Below are 18462 nucleotides of genomic sequence, written 5' to 3'. Positions count from 1 at the left end.
CTGCTCAGAGCGAGTAGCAGCAAATTTTCCGACTGCTTGCAGCACGCCGCCATCGGCCTGTACTTTCGCCGCAACGGCTCCCAACGTTCCGTACCTCAGGAGTCGACCATGTCTTTTTCGCTCAAACCCACCTGCCTGTCCTTTGCTGTCAGCTGTATGTGCCTCGTCGCCTCGGCGCAAGCTGCGGACCCTCCCAAACAACTGGGTCCGACTGAAGGCGCCCTGGACATCATTGCCTGGCCCGGCTACATCGAGCGCGGCGAAACGGACAAGAATTACGACTGGGTGACCCAGTTCGAGAAAGACACCGGCTGCAAGGTCAACGTGAAGACCGCAGCCACCTCCGATGAAATGGTCAGCCTGATGGCCAAGGGCGGCTACGACCTGGTCACAGCCTCAGGCGACGCATCGCTACGACTGATCTTTGGCAAGCGTGTACAACCGATCAACCCGGACCTGATCCCCAACTGGAAGAACCTGGACGAGCGGCTCACCGATGCGCCCTGGCATACGGTGAATGGCCAGCATTTCGGTACACCCTATCAATGGGGTCCGAACCTGCTGATGTACAACACCAAGCTGTTCAAGCAGGCCCCGGATAGCTGGAGCGTCGTGTTCGAGGAAACCACGCTGGCTGACGGCAAGAGCAACAAGGGCCGCGTGCAGGCCTACGATGGCCCGATCTACATCGCCGACGCCGCCCTTTATTTGAAGTCCGCCAAGCCGGAACTGGGTATCCAGGACCCTTATCAGCTGACGGAAGCGCAATACGCTGCCGCGCTCGAGTTGCTGCGCAAGCAGCACAGCCTGGTGCACCGCTACTGGCATGACGCGACCGTGCAAATGAGCGACTTCAAGAACGAAGGCGTGGCTGCGGCGAGCACCTGGGGCTACATGGCCAACACCCTGCAGGCCGAGAAGCAGCCAGTGGCCACGGTCGTGCCGAAGGAAGGCGTCACCGGGTGGGCGGATACCACCATGCTGCATGTCGACGCCAAGCACCCGAACTGTGCCTACAAGTGGATGAACTGGTCGCTGGAGCCCAAGCTCCAGGGCGACCTCGCCGCCTGGTTCGGCTCACTGCCCGTCGTTGCCAAAGGCTGCACCAGTAGCGAGCTGCTGGGCCCCGGCGGTTGCACCACCAACGGCTACGACCAGTTCGACAAGATCGCCTTCTGGAAAACCCCGGAGGCCCAGGGCGGCAAGTTCGTGCCCTACAGCCGCTGGACCCAGGATTACATCGCGATCATGGGTGGCAGGTAGGACCCAACTTCCCCCTCTCCCTTGGGGAGAGGGGGCCCCCGGAGTTGCTTGCCATGACCACAGCCGTTCAGTTCACCGATGTCTGCCGACACTATGGCGACGTGAAGGCCGTGGATCGGGTGTCCATCGAGATCCGGGACGGCGAATTCTTCTCCATGCTCGGCCCGTCGGGCTCCGGCAAGACCACCTGCCTGCGCCTGATCGCCGGCTTCGAGCAGCCCACTTCCGGCTCCATCCGCATTCACGGCTCGGAAGCCGCAGGTCTGCCGCCCTACGAGCGTGACGTCAACACGGTATTCCAGGACTACGCCCTGTTCCCACACATGGACGTGCGCGACAACGTTGCCTACGGTCTCAAGGTCAAAGGCGTGGCCAAGGCCGAGCGCCATACCCGCGCGGAAGAAGCACTGACCATGGTCGCCTTGGGCGGCTATGGCGAGCGCAAACCTGCACAGCTCTCCGGCGGCCAGCGCCAGCGCGTGGCCCTGGCCCGCGCGCTGATCAACCGCCCACGTGTCCTATTGCTGGATGAGCCGCTCGGCGCGCTGGACCTCAAATTGCGCGAGCAGATGCAGGTCGAACTGAAGAAGCTGCAACGTCAGCTCGGCATCACCTTCATCTTCGTGACCCACGACCAAGGCGAAGCGCTGTCGATGTCCGACCGCGTGGCCGTGTTCAACAAGGGCCGTATCGAGCAGGTAGACAGCCCGCAAAACCTCTATCGCCAGCCGCGAACCCGCTTTGTGGCCGAGTTCGTCGGCACCGCCAACGTGCTCCACGGCGAGCAGGCCCAACGCCTGACCGGCGCCACTGGCAGTTTTTCCCTGCGGCCCGAGCATGTGCGATTTGGCAATGCCGGAGAGGGCGAGCTGCAACTCGGCGGCACCGTCCACGATGTGCAATACCTGGGAGCCAGCAGCCGTTACGAACTGATCCTGGACGATGGCAGCCGCTTGGCGGTCAGCCTGCCGAATGGCGAGCTACTGGACGCCAATCGCCCGCAACCCGGCCAGCAGGTGCAGGTCTGCTGGGCCCGCAGCGCGATGATCGCGCTCAGCGAGTAGCGGCCATGGCCGCCGTGCTTCAACGTCCGCACAGCGGCCCATTACGCAGTCTCTCCAACCTGCTCTACCGCCGCAGTACGCTGTACCTGCTGTTGCTGCTGACGCCACCCTTGCTGTGGTTCGGCGTGGTCTATGTCGGCTCGCTGTTCGCCCTGCTCTGGCAGAGTTTCTACACCTTCGACGACTTCACCATGGCCGTGACACCGGAGCTGACCCTGGCCAACTACGTTGCCCTGTTCAACCCGGCCAACTACGACATCATCCTGCGAACGTTGACCATGGCCATCGCGGTCAGCGTGGCCAGTGCCGTGCTCGCGTTCCCCATCGCCTACTACATGGCGCGCTTTGCCACGCCCAAGGAGAAGGCGTTCTTCTACATCGCGGTGATGCTGCCCATGTGGGCCAGTTACATCGTCAAGGCCTATGCCTGGACGGTGATCCTGGCCAAGGGCGGCATTCTCTACTGGCTCATCCAGCAACTGCACCTGGACGGTTTGCTGGGTGCGTTGCTGACAGTCCCCACAGTGGGTGGCAACACGCTGTCCACTTCCCACCTGGGACGCTTCCTGGTGTTTACCTACATCTGGCTGCCGTTCATGATCCTGCCGATCCAGGCCTCGCTGGAACGCCTGCCCCCGTCACTGCTGCAAGCCTCGGCCGATCTCGGCGCACGGCCCCGCCAGACTTTCGTGCAGGTGATCCTGCCGCTGTCCTTTCCGGGCGTGGTGGCCGGGTCCATCTTCACTTTCAGCCTCACCTTGGGGGACTTCATCATCCCGCAACTGGTGGGGCCCAGCGGTTTATTCATCGGCACCATGGTCTATGTGCAGCAAGGCTCGGTGGGCAATATCCCCCTGGCTGCCGCTTTCACCCTGGTACCCATCCTGCTGATTGCTATCTACCTGTCCATCGCCAAACGGCTGGGGGCCTTCGATGCACTCTGAGCGAGCCTCCTGGGGACTGAGACTGGCCGCGTGGGGCGGGCTGGTTTTCCTGCACTTCCCGATCCTGATCATCCTGCTCTATGCATTCAATACCGAAGAGTCGGCCTACAGTTTTCCGTTGCAGGGTTTCACCCTCGAATGGTTCGGCGTGGTCCTGGGCCGCGAGGACGTGCTCCAGGCCATCATCCTTTCGGTGAAGGTCGCCTGCATGGCCACCGTCCTGGCCATGGTGCTCGGCACGCTGGCCGCCGCCGCACTGTACCGCCGCGACTTCTTCGGCAAGGAAAGCATAACCCTGATGCTGATCCTGCCCATCGCGCTGCCCGGCATCATCACTGGCATTGCCCTGCTTGCAGCGTTCAAGACCTTGGGGATAGAGCCCGGCATCTTCACCATCGTGGTTGGCCATGCCACCTTCTGCGTGGTGATCGTCTACAACAACGTGATTGCGCGCTTCCGCCGCACCTCCCAAAGCCTCATCGAAGCCTCGATGGACCTGGGCGCCGACGGCTGGCAGACCTTTCGCTACATCATTCTGCCCAACATTGCGACCGCGCTGCTCGCTGGCGCCATGCTGGCCTTTGCGCTGTCCTTCGACGAAATCATCGTTACCACCTTCACTGCTGGCCACGAGCAGACGCTGCCGCTCTGGCTGCTGAGCCAGCTCAGCCGCCCACGAGACGTACCTGTGACCAACGTGGTCGCCCTGCTGGTCATGCTCGTCACCATGCTGCCAATCCTCGGCGCTTACTACCTGACGCGGGGTACCGAAGCGGTGGCGGGCGGTGGGAAATAGTCTTTTCCCCTCTCCTTCCAGGAGAGGGGCTAGCACCTGACACGAGGATGCCCCATGCAAACCAAATTGCTGATCAACGGCCAGTTCGTCCAAGGTGAAGGCGAAGCACTGGAAGTATTCAACCCGGCCACCGGAGCGGTGCTGGTAAAAATCCCCGAAGCCAATGAAGCCCAAGTGGACGCGGCGGTGCGCGCTGCCGATGCTGCCTTCGAAGGCTGGGCCCGCACCGCCCCACGCGAGCGCGCCACCCTGCTGCTGAAGCTGGCGGACCGTATCGAGACCCACGCCGACGAGTTGGCCAGGCTGGAGTCGAACAACTGCGGCAAGCCCTATTCCGCAGCGCTGAACGACGAGATCCCGGCCATCGCCGACGTATTCCGCTTTTTTGCCGGCGCCAGCCGCTGCCTGACCGGCTCCGCCGCCGGGGAATACCTGCCGGGCTTCACCTCGATGATCCGCCGCGACCCGATAGGCGTCATCGCCTCCATCGCACCGTGGAACTACCCACTGATGATGGCCGCCTGGAAACTCGGCCCGGCGCTCGCCGCCGGCAATACCGTTGTGCTGAAACCCTCTGAGCAGACCCCGCTGACCGCCCTGCGCCTGGCCGAGTTCATCGCCGAGCTGCTGCCGCCCGGAGTGGTCAATATCGTCCTCGGCCGTGGCCCGACCGTGGGCAGCCCCCTGGTTTCTCACCCGTTGGTGCGCATGGTGTCACTGACCGGCTCCGTCGGCACCGGCAAGGCGATCATCCGCAGCGCCGCCGAAAGCGTGAAACGCACGCACATGGAGCTGGGCGGCAAGGCCCCGGTGCTGGTGTTCGATGACGCCGACCTGGCCGACGTGGTGGCCGGCATCCGCACCTTCGGCTTCTACAACGCTGGGCAGGACTGCACGGCGGCGTGCCGCATCTACGCCGGCAAGAAGATCTACGACAATTTCGTCGCCGACCTGGCCGGTGCGGTGTCCAGCCTCAAGACCGGGCTGCAGGACGATCCGGCTACCGAACTGGGCCCATTGATCACTCAAAGCCAGCGTGAGCGCGTGGCCGGCTTTGTCGAGCGCGCCCGTGCCGTGCCGCATATCCAGATCGCCACGGGCGGCAAGCCCGTCGCCGGCAGCGGCTTTTTCTATGAACCCACGGTGGTAGCGCACGCCCGGCAGGACGATGAGATCGTGCAACGGGAAGTATTCGGCCCCGTTGTGACCGTCACGCCCTTCAGCGACGTGGATGAAGCCGTGCGCTGGGCCAACGATTCCGACTATGGCCTGGCCTCGTCCGTCTGGACCCGCGACATCGGCCGCGCCGCAGCGGTCGCCTCGCGCCTTCAATACGGCTGCACCTGGATCAACACCCACTTCATGCTGACCAACGAAATGCCCCATGGCGGCTTCAAGCAATCCGGCTACGGCAAGGACCTGTCGATGTATGGCCTGGAGGATTACACCGTGGTACGCCACGTGATGATCCGGCATTGAAGGCCTGGTCCTTGTGAGGGCGAAATCATTCGCCCTCACAGAGCCGCTCACTTCACCCAACCTGCGTTTTCAGGCAAATGCCAAGCTCAGCCAGCGTTGGTAGAACCCTTCCGCGACCTGGTTCAGCGCCGTCACCTTGGCCGGCAGGTCCTCCAGCATTTGTGCCCTGCCCTGCTGGCTGGCCTGGGTTTCATCCAGCAGGTGCGCCCAGTCGGTCAACCAGAGGCGCACCAGATCCTCGGTCATTTCCGGGTGGCCCTGCAGTCCAAGCACCTTGTCCCCCCAGGCAAAACCCTGGTTTGGGCACCAGGGACTGCCCATCAGCCCCTCGGCGCCCTCCGGCAGCTCGAAGGTATCGCTGTGCCATTGGTAGATGGCGAACTCTTGCGGCAGGTGCGCCAGCCAGGGGTTGTCAGATGCCTGTGCACGCTTCTCCAGCGGCTGCCAGCCAATTTCCGTATAGGGCATGCGGTGAACCGAAGCACCCAGGGCGCGGGCGATCAGCTGCCCACCCAGACAGTGACCGACCATCGGGACATCACGGTCGACCCAGTATCGAATTGCGTCGATCTCCTGCCCGATCCAGGGCATCGGATCGTTGACGCTCATGGGACCACCCATGATGGCGACTGCCTTGGGCCGATCAAGGTCGTAATCGTCCAGCTCGCCCTGGTCGACGCGCAGCACGGTGAATTCGCGCTGGGCGCGATCGAGCACGGCACCGAGGTGGCCAGGGGAGCAGAAATCAGCGTGGGTAAGGATCAGGATATCGGTCATGGTTTGCCTCCGTTGGCGGAGTCTGAGGCAAAGGGCATGTCGGGGTCGAGCGAAGGAAACATAGGTGCTTTCGTGGAATACGTGTCATTGCAAGGGGACGCAGAACCGCCTGATCAATTGCCCGGAATACCTTCGCCCCACCCACCAGCCAGCCCAAGAGGCTGGCCGGCGCGCCCCCAGACATCTGATCAAGGGTGCGTTGGAGAGATTTCCTGTGTGACGCCCCAACCATCCAGCACCCCACCCAGGGGTACCACCAGGGCTTCCAGGTCATGCTCGAAATCGCCGATTCCGGCATGGGTCGCATACATCACCTTGCTCACCTGCAGGTGCCAAGCCCCATCTGCACGGGCGGACACCTGGGCATTCAAGGATTCGCCACGGAAATTACGTGCCGCCAATCGCGCCCGGTCCTCATCGGGGAAGATGGCGTAGAACTCGATCGGATGGACCCGGGCAAAATCGAAACCGCCCTCTTTCATCCGATGAAGGAGATCACTGCTGACATCATCGTGGAAGGCTGTGCTCATGAAACGACCTCCTCTTGGCGATGGATAATGTTTCGCTTAATCCCCGAGGCCGATGACATCGACCTCACAGCACCATGCAGTGCCGCCCTGAGTCGTCCCCTGATAACACAAGTACGACCCCTGGCCACATCCCGCGCGGACTTGGCCAGTCACCCGCTCGTGAAGCGTGAATGACAACATCAATTTGCAGGGTAGCGTTGCTGAGCGAGGTCTGCCGTATGGCAGGACAAATTGTCACAAATCTGGCGACAGGCGGTGCCCAAGGCTGCTGCGCCAGTAAACTGACTTCACGCCCGGCTCAGGAACCCCATGATCGCCCTGCTGACCCAGGTGGGCGAGACTTGCCCCGACCAGTACATCAGCTTGAACAGCACGCTCACCGGCCGATGCACGGCTGCGCCATGGGCCTGCTGCCAGGCCGCCAAGGCGATGTCCTCAGCCGTCAGCTTGACTCCCAGGCGGCGCAGTACGGGTGGCTCGAAGCGCTGACTGCTGACCATCGGCGTACGCACGAAAGGGGGCATCAGGTCACCGACGCGGATGCCATGACGGCGCCACTCCAGTTCCAGCGCCTCGGTGAAGCCGCGCACTGCGAATTTCGAGGCGGAGTAGCTAGTCATGTCCGGCGTGCCATAGAGCCCCGAAGCCGAACCCATGTTGATCACCTGGCCGCCCCGGGTCACCTTGAGGTAGGGAAATGCCGCGTGCGTCGCCTGGACCAGCCCAAGCACGTTGATATTGAGGATACGCGCGTGCTCGACCATCTCGATCTCCTCGAAATGACCGAAGCGCAACACGCCCGCGCAGTTGAACAACAGCCGCAACTGACCGTCGTGGCGGTTGCAGAAGTCTGCCAGCGCTTGCTGCAACGCCACCAGGTCGGTGACGTCGAGGGAGCGGAACCAGGCTCCACCCAAGGCTGCCGCTTGGGTTTCGAGAGACTGCCGATTCAAGTCGATCAGCCCCACCTTCCAGCCGCGCTCGTGGAAGAGCCGCGCCGTCGCTGCGCCTATGCCGGAAGCGGCCCCGGTAATCAGGATGTTGTCCATCTCAGGTTCCCTCCCCGATGTGCTTGCCAATGAAATCCGCCGCCCGTGCCATGGCCTCGTCTGCCGCCCGGAGCAGGCCCACCTGGGCCTGGAACACGTGCCACAGCCCCGGATAGCGCTCCAGCCGCACCCACACGCCAGCCGCCCCTGCTCGGGCAGCCAAGCGCAGGCTGTCGTTTCGCAACACCTCGTCCTCCGCAACCTGGATTAACAGCGGCGGCAGCCCGGTGAGGTCGGCATAGATGGGCGAAAGGCCTGGGCTACAGCGGTCCATTCCAGGCGGGCAATACCGGTTCGTCGCCTGCTCGACCCAAGCAGGATGGATCAGCGGGTCGCCCGCTACCGGCCGATGCCGATGCGCTCCACCCAAATCCGTGACCGGCGATAAACAAATCAAGCCCGCCGGTAGCGGAAGTCCTTGGCGCTTGAGCTCAAGAGCTGTGGCGAGAGTCAGGTTCCCTCCGGCCGAGTCGCCCCCCATGATGATGCGCGACGCCGGATACCCAACGTCCAGCAACGCCTGGTAGGCGGCCAGGACATCGTCTCGCGCGGCGGGGAATGGATGCTCGGGTGCCAGCCGGTAATCCAACGCGCACACATTCAGGCCCGTACGCTTGGCGAGGCTGGCGGTGATGGCCCGGTGGGTCGCCGGCGAGCCAGTCATGAAGGCCCCGCCATGCAGGTAGAGCAGTACGCCATGGCCGCTGTCCGTCGGCCGCTGCCATTCGCACCGCACGCCCGCCAACTGGCCGGCCTCGTGCCTGATACCGCGTGGAGCCAGCGTGCTGGCCGCAAGTGCGCGCAGCACCAGGCGTTGCAGCGTCACGGGAGTCGGCGGTCGCATCAAGCCACGGAACAACAGGCGCAAGGCGCCGCGCAACAGCGCACGACGCAGCGGCTGGCCGGGCGCTGGCGCAGTGAACTCAACGGGCGCATTCATAGTGCTCGAACTCCAGCCGGCGGGCCTGTAGGCGGTAGGTGAAGGTGAAACCCGGCCAGTTGTTGGTGTTCTTGCCCTCGGCGGTCTTGTACCAGCTGTTGCATCCCTGCTCCCAAACAGTGTGGTGCACCTGGCGCTGCAGTTCCCGGTTGTAGTCCTTCTGCACGTCCTGCTTCAGGTCCAGATAACGCAGGCCCCGCTCAACCAAGGCATTGATGCCGTCCAACACATACGGGTACTGGCTTTCGAGCATGTAGATGATCGAGCTGTGACCCAGGTTGGTGTTCGGCCCGTAAAGGATGAAGAGGTTGGGAAAGCCGCTGACGCTGATGCCCAGGTAAGCCTCTGCGCCCTCCCGCCAGGCCTGGTTCAGGTCACGCCCGCCCAAGCCTCGTATGCTCATGGGCGCGAGGAAATCAGTAGCGGTGAAGCCGGTGCCGAGGATGATGGCATCCACTTCATGGTTTACACCGTCACGGGTAATCACCGCATCCTCGGTGACTTCGCGGATGGCCTCGGTCACCAACTCGACATTTGGCCTGGCCAGCGCCGGGTAGAAGTCGTTAGAGATGAGAATGCGCTTGCAGCCCAGCGGGTAGTCCGGTTGCAGGCGCTGGCGCAACGATGCATCGGGGACTCCGCGTGCGAGGTGTCGGTCGAACTTGAAGCGTATGAACTTCATCAACGGCGGAAACATCGAGAAAGCCAACACCCGCGACTCGTGCTGGATGTACTTGAGCATCCGATCCAGTTTCTGCAGGCCTGGCGCATGCCGCATCACCGCGAGCTCCCAGGGGCGATAGGCACGGTCCGCCTTGTGGATCACATAAGGCGCCGAGCGCTGGAACAGATGCAGTCGAGCGACCTCTGGGGCGATCTGCGGAACGAATTGGATGGCGCTGGCGCCGGTACCGATCACCGCCACGCGCTTGCCTGCCAGCGAGTAGCCATGGTTCCAGCGCGCCGAATGGAACAGCTCGCCACGGAACTTTTCCAACCCAGTGATACGCGGCCACGCGGGGCGGTTCAGCTGACCACATGCGCTGACCAGGGCCCTTGCGCTGTAGCGTTCCCCATTCTGCGTATGCACCTGCCAGAGGCCGCTGGCCTCATCGAACTCGGCACCCGCCACTTCGCATCCAAAGCGAATGTGCCGGCGCAGCCCATATTTGTCCGCGCAATGGCGCTGGTAGGCGAATATCTCGGCCTGCGGCGCAAATTTGCGCGACCAGTCGACCTTGGGTTCGAAGGAAAAGGAATACAGGTGCGAGGGCACATCGCAGGCTGCGCCGGGGTAACTGTTGTCTCGCCAGGTACCGCCCACTTCGCTGCCTTTCTCCAGGATCAGGAAGTCGTGGTTGCCGGCCTTCTGCAACTGGATGGCCAGGCCCATGCCTCCAAAACCGGCGCCAATGATCAGCACGTGCAGGGGCGCTGGCTGCTGGGGATTCTTCTGCATTGTTCTCTCCCATGGATGTACTCTCGCGAGCCCGAGGGGCTTGCGTGGTAGAGAAAATGCTAATGCGCTGCGATACGTCGCGTTATGGCATAGTCGGACATACTATTGTGAAATTCGGACAGGTTTTCCCTGATGCCCCAGCCTCCTCGCTGGCCTTCACGGCGCAGCGCTATCAGCGTGCAACTGATGACCCAATTCGGCCTCGATCACGGCCTGTCCATCGAGCATTGCCTGGCCAACACGGGCCTGGACTGGCGCCTGCTCGCCGACCCGAGCGCCGAAGTGGCTGCCAGCCAGGAGCTGCAACTTCTGCGCAATATCGCCCAGGGTCTTGGCCATCTCCCAAGCGCGGGCCTTGAGGCGGGCCAGCGCTATCGCCTCAACACCTATGGGATCTGGGGCTTCGCTCTGCTCAGCAGCCCTACTTACCGCAGCGCCGCACAACTCGGACTGCGCTACCTGGACCTGACCTACGCGTTCCACCGCATACGCCTGGATGAAGACGGCGACGAGGCCCACTTGGTGTTCGACGATAAGGACGTGCCGGAAGACCTGCGCACCTTCACGCTCGAACGCGACGTTGCCGGCGCCCTGAGCGTACAGCGCGACCTGACCAACGCCAAACTTCCGCTGCTTGGAGCCCGCTTCCGTATCCCGGCACCAACCGATCTCGCGCCTTATCGCGATTTACTGGGCCTGACCCCGCAATTCAACGCCGAGGACAACCGCATCATCATCTCCCGCCGCCTCCTTGACCTGCCCCTGCCCGGCGCCAACCCACAGGTTGCCCTGCATTGCGAAGAGCAGTGTCGCGTCCTCCTGGCGCGCCGACGGGAGCGCGGCGGACTCTCCGGGCGGGTTCGCGACCGACTGCTCGCGCTACCAGGGCTAGGGGCTGATATGGAACAGCTGGCGAGCGAACTGCACATGACGTCGCGCACCTTGCGCCGCCGGCTTGAGGCGGAGGGCACCAGCTTCAGGGGGCTGCTGGAGGAAGTGCGCCAGACGCTGGCCGAGGAGCTGCTGGCCTCAACGGGATTGAGCCTGGAGGAAATTGCCGAGCGGCTAGGGTATGGAGAAGTGTCCAACTTCCTGCATGCGTTCAAGCGCTGGAAGGGAGTGACACCGGGACGTTATCGCCGGGAACGGGCCCTCTCCCCCACCCCTGGGGGTTGGGAGTGAGGGCTGCAAGGGCACTCTACCGCCCAGCGCGCGATTCACGAATGTAGAAACGAGCCTTCTCCGCCTTGTTGGCGCAACCTTCGAAGGCCTCGAACTGTTGTTGAGTCTTGGCAGCGGTAAGCAGGCTAAGAGCCTTGGAATAACTGACCGTACCGGAGAAACCTTCGGCCTTGGCCAGGTCCAGTTCCTGCCAGGCGGCGTCAAGTTCGGCAGCGCAACTGCTGCGATAGGCCGTCTTGCCAGCACAGCCAACAAGCATGAATGCGATCAGGGGCAGGCTGATCCAGGCTTTCATCGATGAAGCTCCTTATGGTCGAGATGGCGAAAGTCTAGTGCCTGAATAGACGCTGCGAAAACACCAAGATTCAACTCTGTGCGCTGCATGGCATACGTCTGGACCGGGCCACCGACGACCGGACGGAGGATGGGCATGGCATGCCTTGGCGCCACCCTGGTTGCAGCGTATCGTCAAACCACTGGTTGTAGGGGTGAACGGATGAGCAAGCGAGTAGCGCTGGTGTTGGGTTCGGGGGGCGCACGAGGTTACGCGCATATTGGCGTGATTGAGGAAATCGAGGCACGTGGTTACCAGATCGCCTGTATCGCGGGCTGTTCGATGGGCGCTGTCGTGGGGGGTATCTATGCCGCAGGAAAACTGCGCCAGTACCGCGAGTGGACGGAAAGCCTCGACTATCTTGATGTGCTGCGCTTGCTGGACGTGAGTTTCCGCCTCGGCGCAATCCGTGGCGAGAAGGTCTTTGGCCGCATTCGCGACATCGTGGGGGAGATCAATATCGAAGACCTGTCGATTCCCTACACGGCAGTCGCCACGGACCTGACCAACCAGCAGGAAATCTGGTTCCAGGAAGGCTGCCTGCACCAGGCCATGCGTGCCTCAGCCGCCATTCCGAGCCTGTTCACCCCGGTACTGCAAGGTCAGCGCATGCTGGTGGATGGCGGCCTGCTGAACCCCCTGCCGATCATTCCGGTGGTATCCAGCCACTGCGACCTGATCATCGCCGTGAACCTCAACGCCACCAACCAACTGCAATACCAACTGCCCGTTATCGAACGGCCGCCGGCTATCAAGAGCCGCATCGACCAGTTGATGTTTTCCCTTGGTTCACGCCTACCCTTCCTGAAACGTGCACCGGAAGATGAAGCTGGCCTGCTGGACCCGGAAAGCCTGCCAGGTGGCAACCCCTGGCTGGAGCGCGCCGCGCCCCAGCAGCCACCAGCCGCCCCGGAAAGCTCCGGAGCGCCGAAGTCGGCTGCCGGTTCCGAGGTCGTTGCCAGTGTCGGAGCCGCTTCGCTGCTGGAGTTGATCAACCAGAGTTTCGAGGTGATGCAGACGTCGCTGGCGCAATACAAGATCGCTGGCTATCCGCCAGACATCCTGATCAACGTACCGAAGAAGGTCTGCCGCTTCTTCGAGTTCTACAAGGCGCCGGAGTTGATCCAACTCGGCCGCCTGGTTGCCCGCGACACCTTGGACCGCTACGAACAGGGCAACTGACCAATACCCATCCCCTTGGAGTGAAGGATGTCGGGCAGCCTGTAGGGTAGGTCGGGCGGCGCTCCGCGTCAGCCAAGGGTCGAACTCAAGGGCGGGCTAGAGCCCGCCCTGACTGTTCTCTCCTTGGGAGCGGGACAGCACGATCAGAAAATCGACCAGCCGATTCGCTCGGAGAGCAATTCCAGTGCTGCCATGCCTGCCAGGGAATTGCCAGCCGGGTTCAGCTCGGGCGACCAGACACACACCGTGAAGCGCTCCGGCACCACGGCGACTATACCGCCGCCTACTCCGCTCTTGCCGGGCAGGCCGACCCGATAGGCGAAGTTGCCCGCTTCGTCGTACAGGCCACTGGTGGCCATGATGGCGTTGACCTGCTTGGTCTGACGCGGCGTCAGCACCCGTTCGCCGCTATGCGGGCTGACGCCCTGGTTGGCGAGGAAGCTGAAGGCAAGCGCGAGGTCGGCACAACTCATGCGAATGGCGCAGTGGTGGAAGTAGCTGTGCAGCACCGCCTCGACATCGTTATGGAAGTTTCCGAACGCTTGCATCAGGTAGGCCATCGCCGCGTTGCGCGCCCGATGCTGGTACTCCGATCGGGCCACCACGTCGTCGGACGCCACTAACTGGTTGCCGCTCAGGCGGCGAACGAAATCCCGCATGGATAGGGCTGGTGCAGCAAATCGCGACTGGTTGATGTCGCAGATCACCAAGGCCCCGGCATTGATGAAGGGATTACGCGGTACCCCGCGTTCGAACTCCAGTTGCACCAGCGAGTTGAACGGCTGCCCCGAGGGCTCGTGTCCCAGGCGCTGCCAGATGTCCTCTCCCGAGTGCTGGATAGCCTGAACCAGGCTGAACACTTTGGAAATGCTCTGGATCGAAAATGGCGTCAGGCCGTCACCGGCGGAGTAGAGTTCTCCTTCGTTGCTGTAGACCGCGATACCCAACTGGTTGGGTGCGACGTGAGACAGCGCGGGAATGTAGTCGGCGACCTTGCCCTGGCCGATCAGGGGGCGGATCTCGTCGAGAATCTCGTTCAGCAATTGCTGCATGCTTTCTTTCCAGCAGTACGGGTTTCAGGCTTGATATGGGCTAGACGCCTATTTCCCGCCTCGCAGCACAAGCGCAGCAAACTTCACGTAGAGCGGACTGAGGTCCGGGCTAATGGAGTCCTGTCACCCCTCCAGAAGCCGGTAGCCGACGCCTGCCTCGGTGACGATGAAACGCGGATTGGCCGGGTCGTCGCCAAGCTTCTGCCGCAGGTGCCCTACCACCACGCGCAGGTAGTGCGAGTCTTCCACATGGGTCGGGCCCCAGACGTCCTTGAGCAATTGCTGTTGGGTGACCACGCGGCCCAGATGTCGGGCGAGTTGGGCGAGCACGGCGTACTCCTTGCGCGTCAGCCCAACCTCGGCGCCATCGAGCATGACCTTGCGGTAAGCGAAATCCACGACCAGCGGGCCACTGGCGACATGGGCGACCTGTTGCTCGCCAGGCGCGCCCTGGCGCAGCAGCACGCGGACGCGAGCGAGGAATTCCTGGATGCTGAACGGCTTGGTCACGTAGTCGTTGGCGCCGCCATCCAGCGCCAGCACCTTCTCGCCCTCGCTGGCTCGCACCGAGAGCACCAACACGGGGATCTGGGACCACTCCCTGAGTTCGCGCAGCACGTCCTTTCCATCCAGATCCGGTAGCCCGAGATCGAGCACTACCAGATCCGGTTTGCCAAGCGCTGCCTGAGCGAGGCCTTCGCGGCCGTTGGCGCCCTCCTGCACCCGATAGCCCTGGGCTGTGAGGCTGATACGCAGGAACTTGCGAATCTGCGCTTCGTCGTCAATGACCAGGATGGTCGGCTGGTTGATTGTCATCGTTCCGTTCATCAATCCGTCAGTGGCAAGGGCCGTTCTTTTTCTTTGGGTGCGAATTCATTCGCCAAGGGTGGCAAAGCTATCCCGATTGCGCCCCCCGGGCAGACTTGCGGTCTGCGTGGCGAATGAATTGGCTCTGTCTGCGCTAGCTGTTGCCAGGAATAGGCCGCCGAGCGAAGAGTCTTGTAGAAATGGGGAGATGCCGAGTTCATACACGCGAAAAGGTCCGATTCGCGAGCAAGCTCGCTCCTACAGGGAATGCAGCCAGTTGCAATACCTAACTGGGACATAGCCACTGAATTTGCCCCCACAGAACTAGCCTCCCCGGAAACTCACTCGTATGACCGGCCACTCACTCTTCTTCCAGCTGCGGCTGCGGGTGCAGAGGCAGGTGCAGGGTCAGGGTCGTGCCCTGGCCATCGATGCCATCACCGACCGAAACCCTGCCACCATGGGCACCGACCATGCCCTGGCAGATAGCGAGGCCCAGTCCGGTACCCTGCCCGCCCCGATCGCCACGGGCAGCGGTATAGAACATGTCGAAGATCTTGTCGCGTTCTTCAAGCGGGATACCCGGACCCTGATCGCTGACAGCGAAGCGCAGCTCGACGTCATCGGCCTCCACGCTGATCCGCAGGCGGCCTTGGCTGGGAGAGAAACGTGCCGCGTTCTCCAGCACATTGACCAAGGCCTGCTCGATCAATGCGGCATGTACGTAGAGCAGCGGTAGCTCTTGGGGAATCAGGGTTTCCACCTGCAACGGCGCCAGCACGGGTCGCAAGCGCTGCAGCGCGCTGGCGACGATATCCACGGGCGCCACCCAGTCGCGTGCGAGCTTCAAGCCGCCATGGCCGAGGCGGGTCATGTCCAGCAGGTTCTGGATGTAGCGATCGAGCCGCTCGGCCTCATCGCGGGTGCCTTCGAGCAGCTCGAGTCGGTCCCCCAGGGGAATGGCCTCGCCCAGCGCCAACAGACTGTCGATGGAGCCGCGCATGGCCGTGAGCGGGGTACGTAGGTCGTGGGAGACGGACGCGAGCAAGGCACTGCGCAGCTGCTCGGTTTCGCCATGCAGGCGCGCGGCCTCCAGATCCTCGGCCAGTTGGGCGCGGGCCAGGGCTTGGGCCAAAGGCTGCCCGAGGGCGGCGATCAAGCGTCGACGCGGGGCCGGCAGCGGGGCCTCGTCGCGCGGGCTGACACCCAGCAGCACCAGCGGCCCCTCCTCGCCCGATAGCGGAAGCCACCACCAGCGCCCGCCTGGCAGGGTATCAGTGCCCAGGCCCGCAGGCTGGTCATGCTGCCAAGACCACTCGGCGGCGGCGCGCTCCTGGTCGGCCAGCAAGCGCTGAACGCCAGCTTCCACCTTCCACACACCATCCTTGCCACGGGCCAGCAGGCAGACCTCCACGTCGGTCCAGGCGGAGAACTGCTGCACTGCGACATTCAGCACCGCCTGGCGGTCAGTGGCTGCGGTGAGCTTGCGCGACAGGTCGAGCAAGACGGTGGTTTCCGTCTGGGTATCGCGCAAAGCATCGAGCTGGCGTCGCTGGCGTGAGGCCAGGTTGCCGGTCAACCCCGCCATGAGCAGGAAGAACAGCAAGGTGAGCACATCCTCCTGGCGGGCGATGGTGAACGAGAAGGTGGGCGGTATGAAGAGAAAGTCATAGGCCAGGAAGGACAGCGCGGCGCAGGCCAGCGCTGGTCCCAGGCTGCTGCGGACGGCGACCAGCAGCACTGCGGCGAGAAACACCAGGGAGATGTTCGGCAGCGCCAGCGTGTGCGACACCACCCAGGCCAGGCCCGTGGCGGCTACTGCTGCGACCATCGCCACACCGTAATCGAGCAGGCGCACCGGCTGACGGGCCCTCGCCGTGGCCGGACGCCGGTCGACTTCGGTGTCGATCACGCTGATCTCCAGGCCATTGGCCTGGCGCAGGAGCCGCTCGGCCAGTCCCCGACCCAGCCAGTGACGACGCAAGCGCTGTCGGCTCCTGCCAACCAGCAGCAGGCTGGCACGTCGCTCATCGGCATGCTCGACCAAAGCCTTGGCCACCGATTCGCCACGCAGCGTGACTACCTCGCCGCCCAACCGCTCAGCCAGCTGCTGGGCGCCTTGCAGCTGCACGCGTGCCTCTTCCGAGCGCCCAATGCCGGTATCCACGTGGACCACCGACCACGGCAGGTGGCGGCGCTCGGCGACCCGGCAGGCATGGCGCACCAGGCGCTCGGCCTGATGGTCGCCGTCAATGCCCACTAGCAGGCGTCCACGCACGGCCGGTGCTTCCTGGCCACGCTGGCGATAGCGGCGATTGAGATCCGCATCGACACGTGCGGCGGCCGTCTGCATGGCCAGCTCTCGCAAGGCAGTGAGGTTGGTCTGGCTGAAGAAGGCGTCGATGGCGGCACGGGCCTGCTCTGGCACATAGACCTTGCCCTCGCGCAAGCGCTCGAGCAGCTCCCGTGGAGGCAGATCCACCAGGAGAATCTCGTCGGCCTCCTGCAACACCCAGTCGGGCAGCGTCTCACGCACCTGCACGCCCGTGATGTCACGTACCTGGTCGTTGAGGGCTTCGAGGTGCTGGACGTTGACCGTGGTGTAGACGTCAATGCCGGCATCCAGAAGTTCCTGCACATCCTGCCAGCGCTTGGCGTGACGACTACCTGGCGCATTGGTGTGGGCCAACTCGTCCACCAGCGCCAGTTTCGGCCGCTGCGCGAGCAAGCCATCGAGGTCCATCTCGGTCATGGCCACGCCACGGTAGTCCAGGCGACGTAGCGGCTGCTGCGGCAGGCCGGCGAGCATGGATTCGGTTTCTGCGCGGCCATGGGTTTCCACCACGCCAACGCGCAGATTCACGCCCTGGCGCAGTTGCGCCTGAGCGGCCTGGAGCATGGCGAAGGTCTTGCCTACACCCGGTGCCGCGCCGAGGAATACTTTCAGTCGGCCGCGCCCCTCCCGGGGCATTTCGGCCAGCAGCGCATCGGCGCGGAGGGCATCACTCATCGAGGCATCTCATTCAACTGCATGTTCAGGGCCAGTACGTTGACCACCGCGGGCCCCACCAACGGGCGCTCGGTGTTGAGGTCAACCAGGCGGGCCAGGGCCTCGGCTGGAACTCCGCGTTCGGCGGCGATGCGCGGGATCTGGTAGCGCGCCGCTGCCGTTGGCAGGTGTGGGTCCAGACCACTGCCCGAGGTAGTGACCAGGGCCATAGGCACCCTGCCCTGGCCTTCCGTTGCCAGCCGCGCAGCATCCTTGCCGATACGGTCGGCCAGGGCTGGGTTGCTCGGCGCAAGGTTGCTGGCACCACTGGCCACAGTGGCGAAGGACGCCGCCGAAGGGCGGGGCTGGAACCACTCAGGGCCCTCGAAACTCTGCGCCAGCAGCGCGCTGCCACGAATCGCGCCCTTCGCATCGCGCACCAGACTGCCATTGGCCTGCTCCGGAAAAACGACTTGGGCAATGCCGGTTACGGCCAGCGGGTAGGCAACACCAGTGATCAGGGTCATCAAAGCCAGTATGCTCAGGGCCGGGCGAAGTTGCGTAAGCATATTCAGTTCCTCTACGGAAATCTAAGTTCAGGCGGGACAAGTCAGG

Annotated in this window: 17 protein-coding genes; 7 read left to right on the top strand and 10 right to left on the bottom strand. The window is 63.4% G+C overall.

Annotation, left to right across the window (positions count from 1 at the left end):
* Positions 1 to 108 precede the first annotated feature (108 nt).
* Genes ydcS through OXH74_RS19955 form a run of 5 tightly spaced genes read left to right on the top strand, consistent with a single transcriptional unit; the run spans position 109 to position 5546 of the window.
* Positions 109 to 1263 carry a putative ABC transporter substrate-binding protein YdcS gene (gene ydcS, locus OXH74_RS19975; protein ID WP_215370531.1) on the top strand — a complete coding sequence of 385 codons (1155 nt, stop codon included), beginning with the start codon at positions 109 to 111 and terminating at the stop codon, positions 1261 to 1263.
* A 53-nt stretch (positions 1264 to 1316) separates the two neighbouring features.
* Positions 1317 to 2327 carry an ABC transporter ATP-binding protein gene (locus OXH74_RS19970; RefSeq protein ID WP_375738506.1) on the top strand — a complete coding sequence of 337 codons (1011 nt, stop codon included), beginning with the start codon at positions 1317 to 1319 and terminating at the stop codon, positions 2325 to 2327.
* Between the two features lie 5 nt (positions 2328 to 2332).
* The gene (locus OXH74_RS19965; protein ID WP_375738505.1) at positions 2333 to 3271 is read left to right on the top strand and encodes an ABC transporter permease; all 939 of its coding nucleotides are present in this window, start codon (positions 2333 to 2335) and stop codon (positions 3269 to 3271) included.
* A complete protein-coding gene (locus tag OXH74_RS19960; RefSeq protein ID WP_375738504.1) occupies positions 3261 to 4067 on the top strand; it encodes an ABC transporter permease in 807 nt (268 codons plus the stop codon). Before OXH74_RS19965 ends, OXH74_RS19960 begins: the two co-directional genes overlap by 11 nt.
* A 54-nt stretch (positions 4068 to 4121) precedes the next feature.
* A complete protein-coding gene (locus OXH74_RS19955) occupies positions 4122 to 5546 on the top strand; it encodes a gamma-aminobutyraldehyde dehydrogenase (RefSeq protein ID WP_375738503.1) in 1425 nt (474 codons plus the stop codon).
* A gap of 69 nt (positions 5547 to 5615) precedes the next feature.
* Here the strand turns inward: OXH74_RS19955 and OXH74_RS19950 are convergent, their stop codons facing one another.
* From OXH74_RS19950 to OXH74_RS19930, 5 genes are all read right to left on the bottom strand, one after another.
* Positions 5616 to 6323, bottom strand: coding sequence for a type 1 glutamine amidotransferase (locus OXH74_RS19950; RefSeq protein WP_375738502.1), 708 nt, complete (start codon positions 6321 to 6323; stop codon positions 5616 to 5618).
* Between the two features lie 188 nt (positions 6324 to 6511).
* Complete coding sequence (locus tag OXH74_RS19945) at positions 6512 to 6853, bottom strand: ribonuclease E inhibitor RraB (protein ID WP_215370511.1); 342 nt, start codon at positions 6851 to 6853, stop codon at positions 6512 to 6514.
* A gap of 287 nt (positions 6854 to 7140) precedes the next feature.
* Positions 7141 to 7902 carry an SDR family oxidoreductase gene (locus tag OXH74_RS19940; RefSeq protein WP_375738501.1) on the bottom strand — a complete coding sequence of 254 codons (762 nt, stop codon included), beginning with the start codon at positions 7900 to 7902 and terminating at the stop codon, positions 7141 to 7143.
* Between the two features lies 1 nt (position 7903).
* Positions 7904 to 8842 carry an alpha/beta hydrolase gene (locus OXH74_RS19935; protein WP_375738500.1) on the bottom strand — a complete coding sequence of 313 codons (939 nt, stop codon included), beginning with the start codon at positions 8840 to 8842 and terminating at the stop codon, positions 7904 to 7906.
* Entirely contained in the window at positions 8826 to 10301 is a 1476-nt protein-coding gene (locus OXH74_RS19930) for a flavin-containing monooxygenase (RefSeq protein ID WP_375738499.1), read from the bottom strand. The genes OXH74_RS19935 and OXH74_RS19930 overlap by 17 nt, the downstream gene beginning before the upstream one ends.
* Before the next feature lie 132 nt (positions 10302 to 10433).
* On the opposite strand from OXH74_RS19930, the gene OXH74_RS19925 reads away from it, so the two are divergent.
* Positions 10434 to 11483 (top strand): AraC family transcriptional regulator, encoded by a 1050-nt coding sequence (locus OXH74_RS19925; protein WP_375738498.1) that lies wholly within the window; start codon positions 10434 to 10436, stop codon positions 11481 to 11483.
* Positions 11484 to 11499: 16 nt separating this feature from the next.
* Here the strand turns inward: OXH74_RS19925 and OXH74_RS19920 are convergent, their stop codons facing one another.
* Positions 11500 to 11778: a hypothetical protein gene (locus OXH74_RS19920; RefSeq protein ID WP_375738497.1), complete on the bottom strand. Its 279-nt coding sequence runs from the start codon at positions 11776 to 11778 to the stop codon at positions 11500 to 11502.
* Between the two features lie 201 nt (positions 11779 to 11979).
* Between OXH74_RS19920 and OXH74_RS19915 the strand changes: the two genes are divergently transcribed.
* Entirely contained in the window at positions 11980 to 12999 is a 1020-nt protein-coding gene (locus OXH74_RS19915) for a patatin-like phospholipase family protein (RefSeq protein WP_375738496.1), read from the top strand.
* Between the two features lie 143 nt (positions 13000 to 13142).
* Here OXH74_RS19915 and glsB read toward each other — a convergent pair whose 3' ends face one another.
* From glsB to kdpC, 4 genes are all read right to left on the bottom strand, one after another.
* Positions 13143 to 14051 (bottom strand): glutaminase B, encoded by a 909-nt coding sequence (glsB, locus tag OXH74_RS19910; protein ID WP_375738495.1) that lies wholly within the window; start codon positions 14049 to 14051, stop codon positions 13143 to 13145.
* Positions 14052 to 14174: 123 nt separating this feature from the next.
* The gene (locus OXH74_RS19905) at positions 14175 to 14867 is read right to left on the bottom strand and encodes a response regulator (protein ID WP_375738494.1); all 693 of its coding nucleotides are present in this window, start codon (positions 14865 to 14867) and stop codon (positions 14175 to 14177) included.
* 352 nt (positions 14868 to 15219) lie between these two features.
* Positions 15220 to 17868: an ATP-binding protein gene (locus OXH74_RS19900; RefSeq protein ID WP_375738493.1), complete on the bottom strand. Its 2649-nt coding sequence runs from the start codon at positions 17866 to 17868 to the stop codon at positions 15220 to 15222.
* On the bottom strand, positions 17865 to 18416 hold the full coding sequence (kdpC, locus tag OXH74_RS19895; protein WP_375738492.1) for a potassium-transporting ATPase subunit KdpC: 552 nt from the start codon (positions 18414 to 18416) through the stop codon (positions 17865 to 17867). The genes OXH74_RS19900 and kdpC overlap by 4 nt, the downstream gene beginning before the upstream one ends.
* Between the last annotated feature and the right edge of the window lie 46 nt (positions 18417 to 18462).

Origin of the sequence: Metapseudomonas boanensis, assembly GCF_042232855.1 — a bacterium.
Classification (GTDB): domain Bacteria; phylum Pseudomonadota; class Gammaproteobacteria; order Pseudomonadales; family Pseudomonadaceae; genus Metapseudomonas; species Metapseudomonas boanensis.
The sequence above is the reverse complement of the archived record's forward strand: the minus strand, read 5'-3'. Positions and strand labels throughout refer to the sequence as shown.

What these genes read in the sequence shown, in the direction of transcription:
- OXH74_RS19940 (WP_375738501.1), bottom strand. Translation starts at nt 7,902, where the DNA reads ATGGACAACATCCTGATTACCGGGGCCGCTTCCGGCATAGGCGCAGCG.
- OXH74_RS19955 (WP_375738503.1), top strand. Translation starts at nt 4,122, where the DNA reads ATGCAAACCAAATTGCTGATCAACGGCCAGTTCGTCCAAGGTGAAGGC.
- OXH74_RS19900 (WP_375738493.1), bottom strand. Translation starts at nt 17,868, where the DNA reads ATGAGTGATGCCCTCCGCGCCGATGCGCTGCTGGCCGAAATGCCCCGG.
- OXH74_RS19960 (WP_375738504.1), top strand. Translation starts at nt 3,261, where the DNA reads ATGCACTCTGAGCGAGCCTCCTGGGGACTGAGACTGGCCGCGTGGGGC.
- OXH74_RS19950 (WP_375738502.1), bottom strand. Translation starts at nt 6,323, where the DNA reads ATGACCGATATCCTGATCCTTACCCACGCTGATTTCTGCTCCCCTGGC.
- OXH74_RS19905 (WP_375738494.1), bottom strand. Translation starts at nt 14,867, where the DNA reads ATGACAATCAACCAGCCGACCATCCTGGTCATTGACGACGAAGCGCAG.
- OXH74_RS19920 (WP_375738497.1), bottom strand. Translation starts at nt 11,778, where the DNA reads ATGAAAGCCTGGATCAGCCTGCCCCTGATCGCATTCATGCTTGTTGGC.
- ydcS (WP_215370531.1), top strand. Translation starts at nt 109, where the DNA reads ATGTCTTTTTCGCTCAAACCCACCTGCCTGTCCTTTGCTGTCAGCTGT.
- OXH74_RS19930 (WP_375738499.1), bottom strand. Translation starts at nt 10,301, where the DNA reads ATGCAGAAGAATCCCCAGCAGCCAGCGCCCCTGCACGTGCTGATCATT.
- OXH74_RS19915 (WP_375738496.1), top strand. Translation starts at nt 11,980, where the DNA reads ATGAGCAAGCGAGTAGCGCTGGTGTTGGGTTCGGGGGGCGCACGAGGT.
- OXH74_RS19945 (WP_215370511.1), bottom strand. Translation starts at nt 6,853, where the DNA reads ATGAGCACAGCCTTCCACGATGATGTCAGCAGTGATCTCCTTCATCGG.
- OXH74_RS19925 (WP_375738498.1), top strand. Translation starts at nt 10,434, where the DNA reads ATGCCCCAGCCTCCTCGCTGGCCTTCACGGCGCAGCGCTATCAGCGTG.
- OXH74_RS19965 (WP_375738505.1), top strand. Translation starts at nt 2,333, where the DNA reads ATGGCCGCCGTGCTTCAACGTCCGCACAGCGGCCCATTACGCAGTCTC.
- glsB (WP_375738495.1), bottom strand. Translation starts at nt 14,051, where the DNA reads ATGCAGCAATTGCTGAACGAGATTCTCGACGAGATCCGCCCCCTGATC.
- OXH74_RS19970 (WP_375738506.1), top strand. Translation starts at nt 1,317, where the DNA reads ATGACCACAGCCGTTCAGTTCACCGATGTCTGCCGACACTATGGCGAC.
- kdpC (WP_375738492.1), bottom strand. Translation starts at nt 18,416, where the DNA reads ATGCTTACGCAACTTCGCCCGGCCCTGAGCATACTGGCTTTGATGACC.
- OXH74_RS19935 (WP_375738500.1), bottom strand. Translation starts at nt 8,842, where the DNA reads ATGAATGCGCCCGTTGAGTTCACTGCGCCAGCGCCCGGCCAGCCGCTG.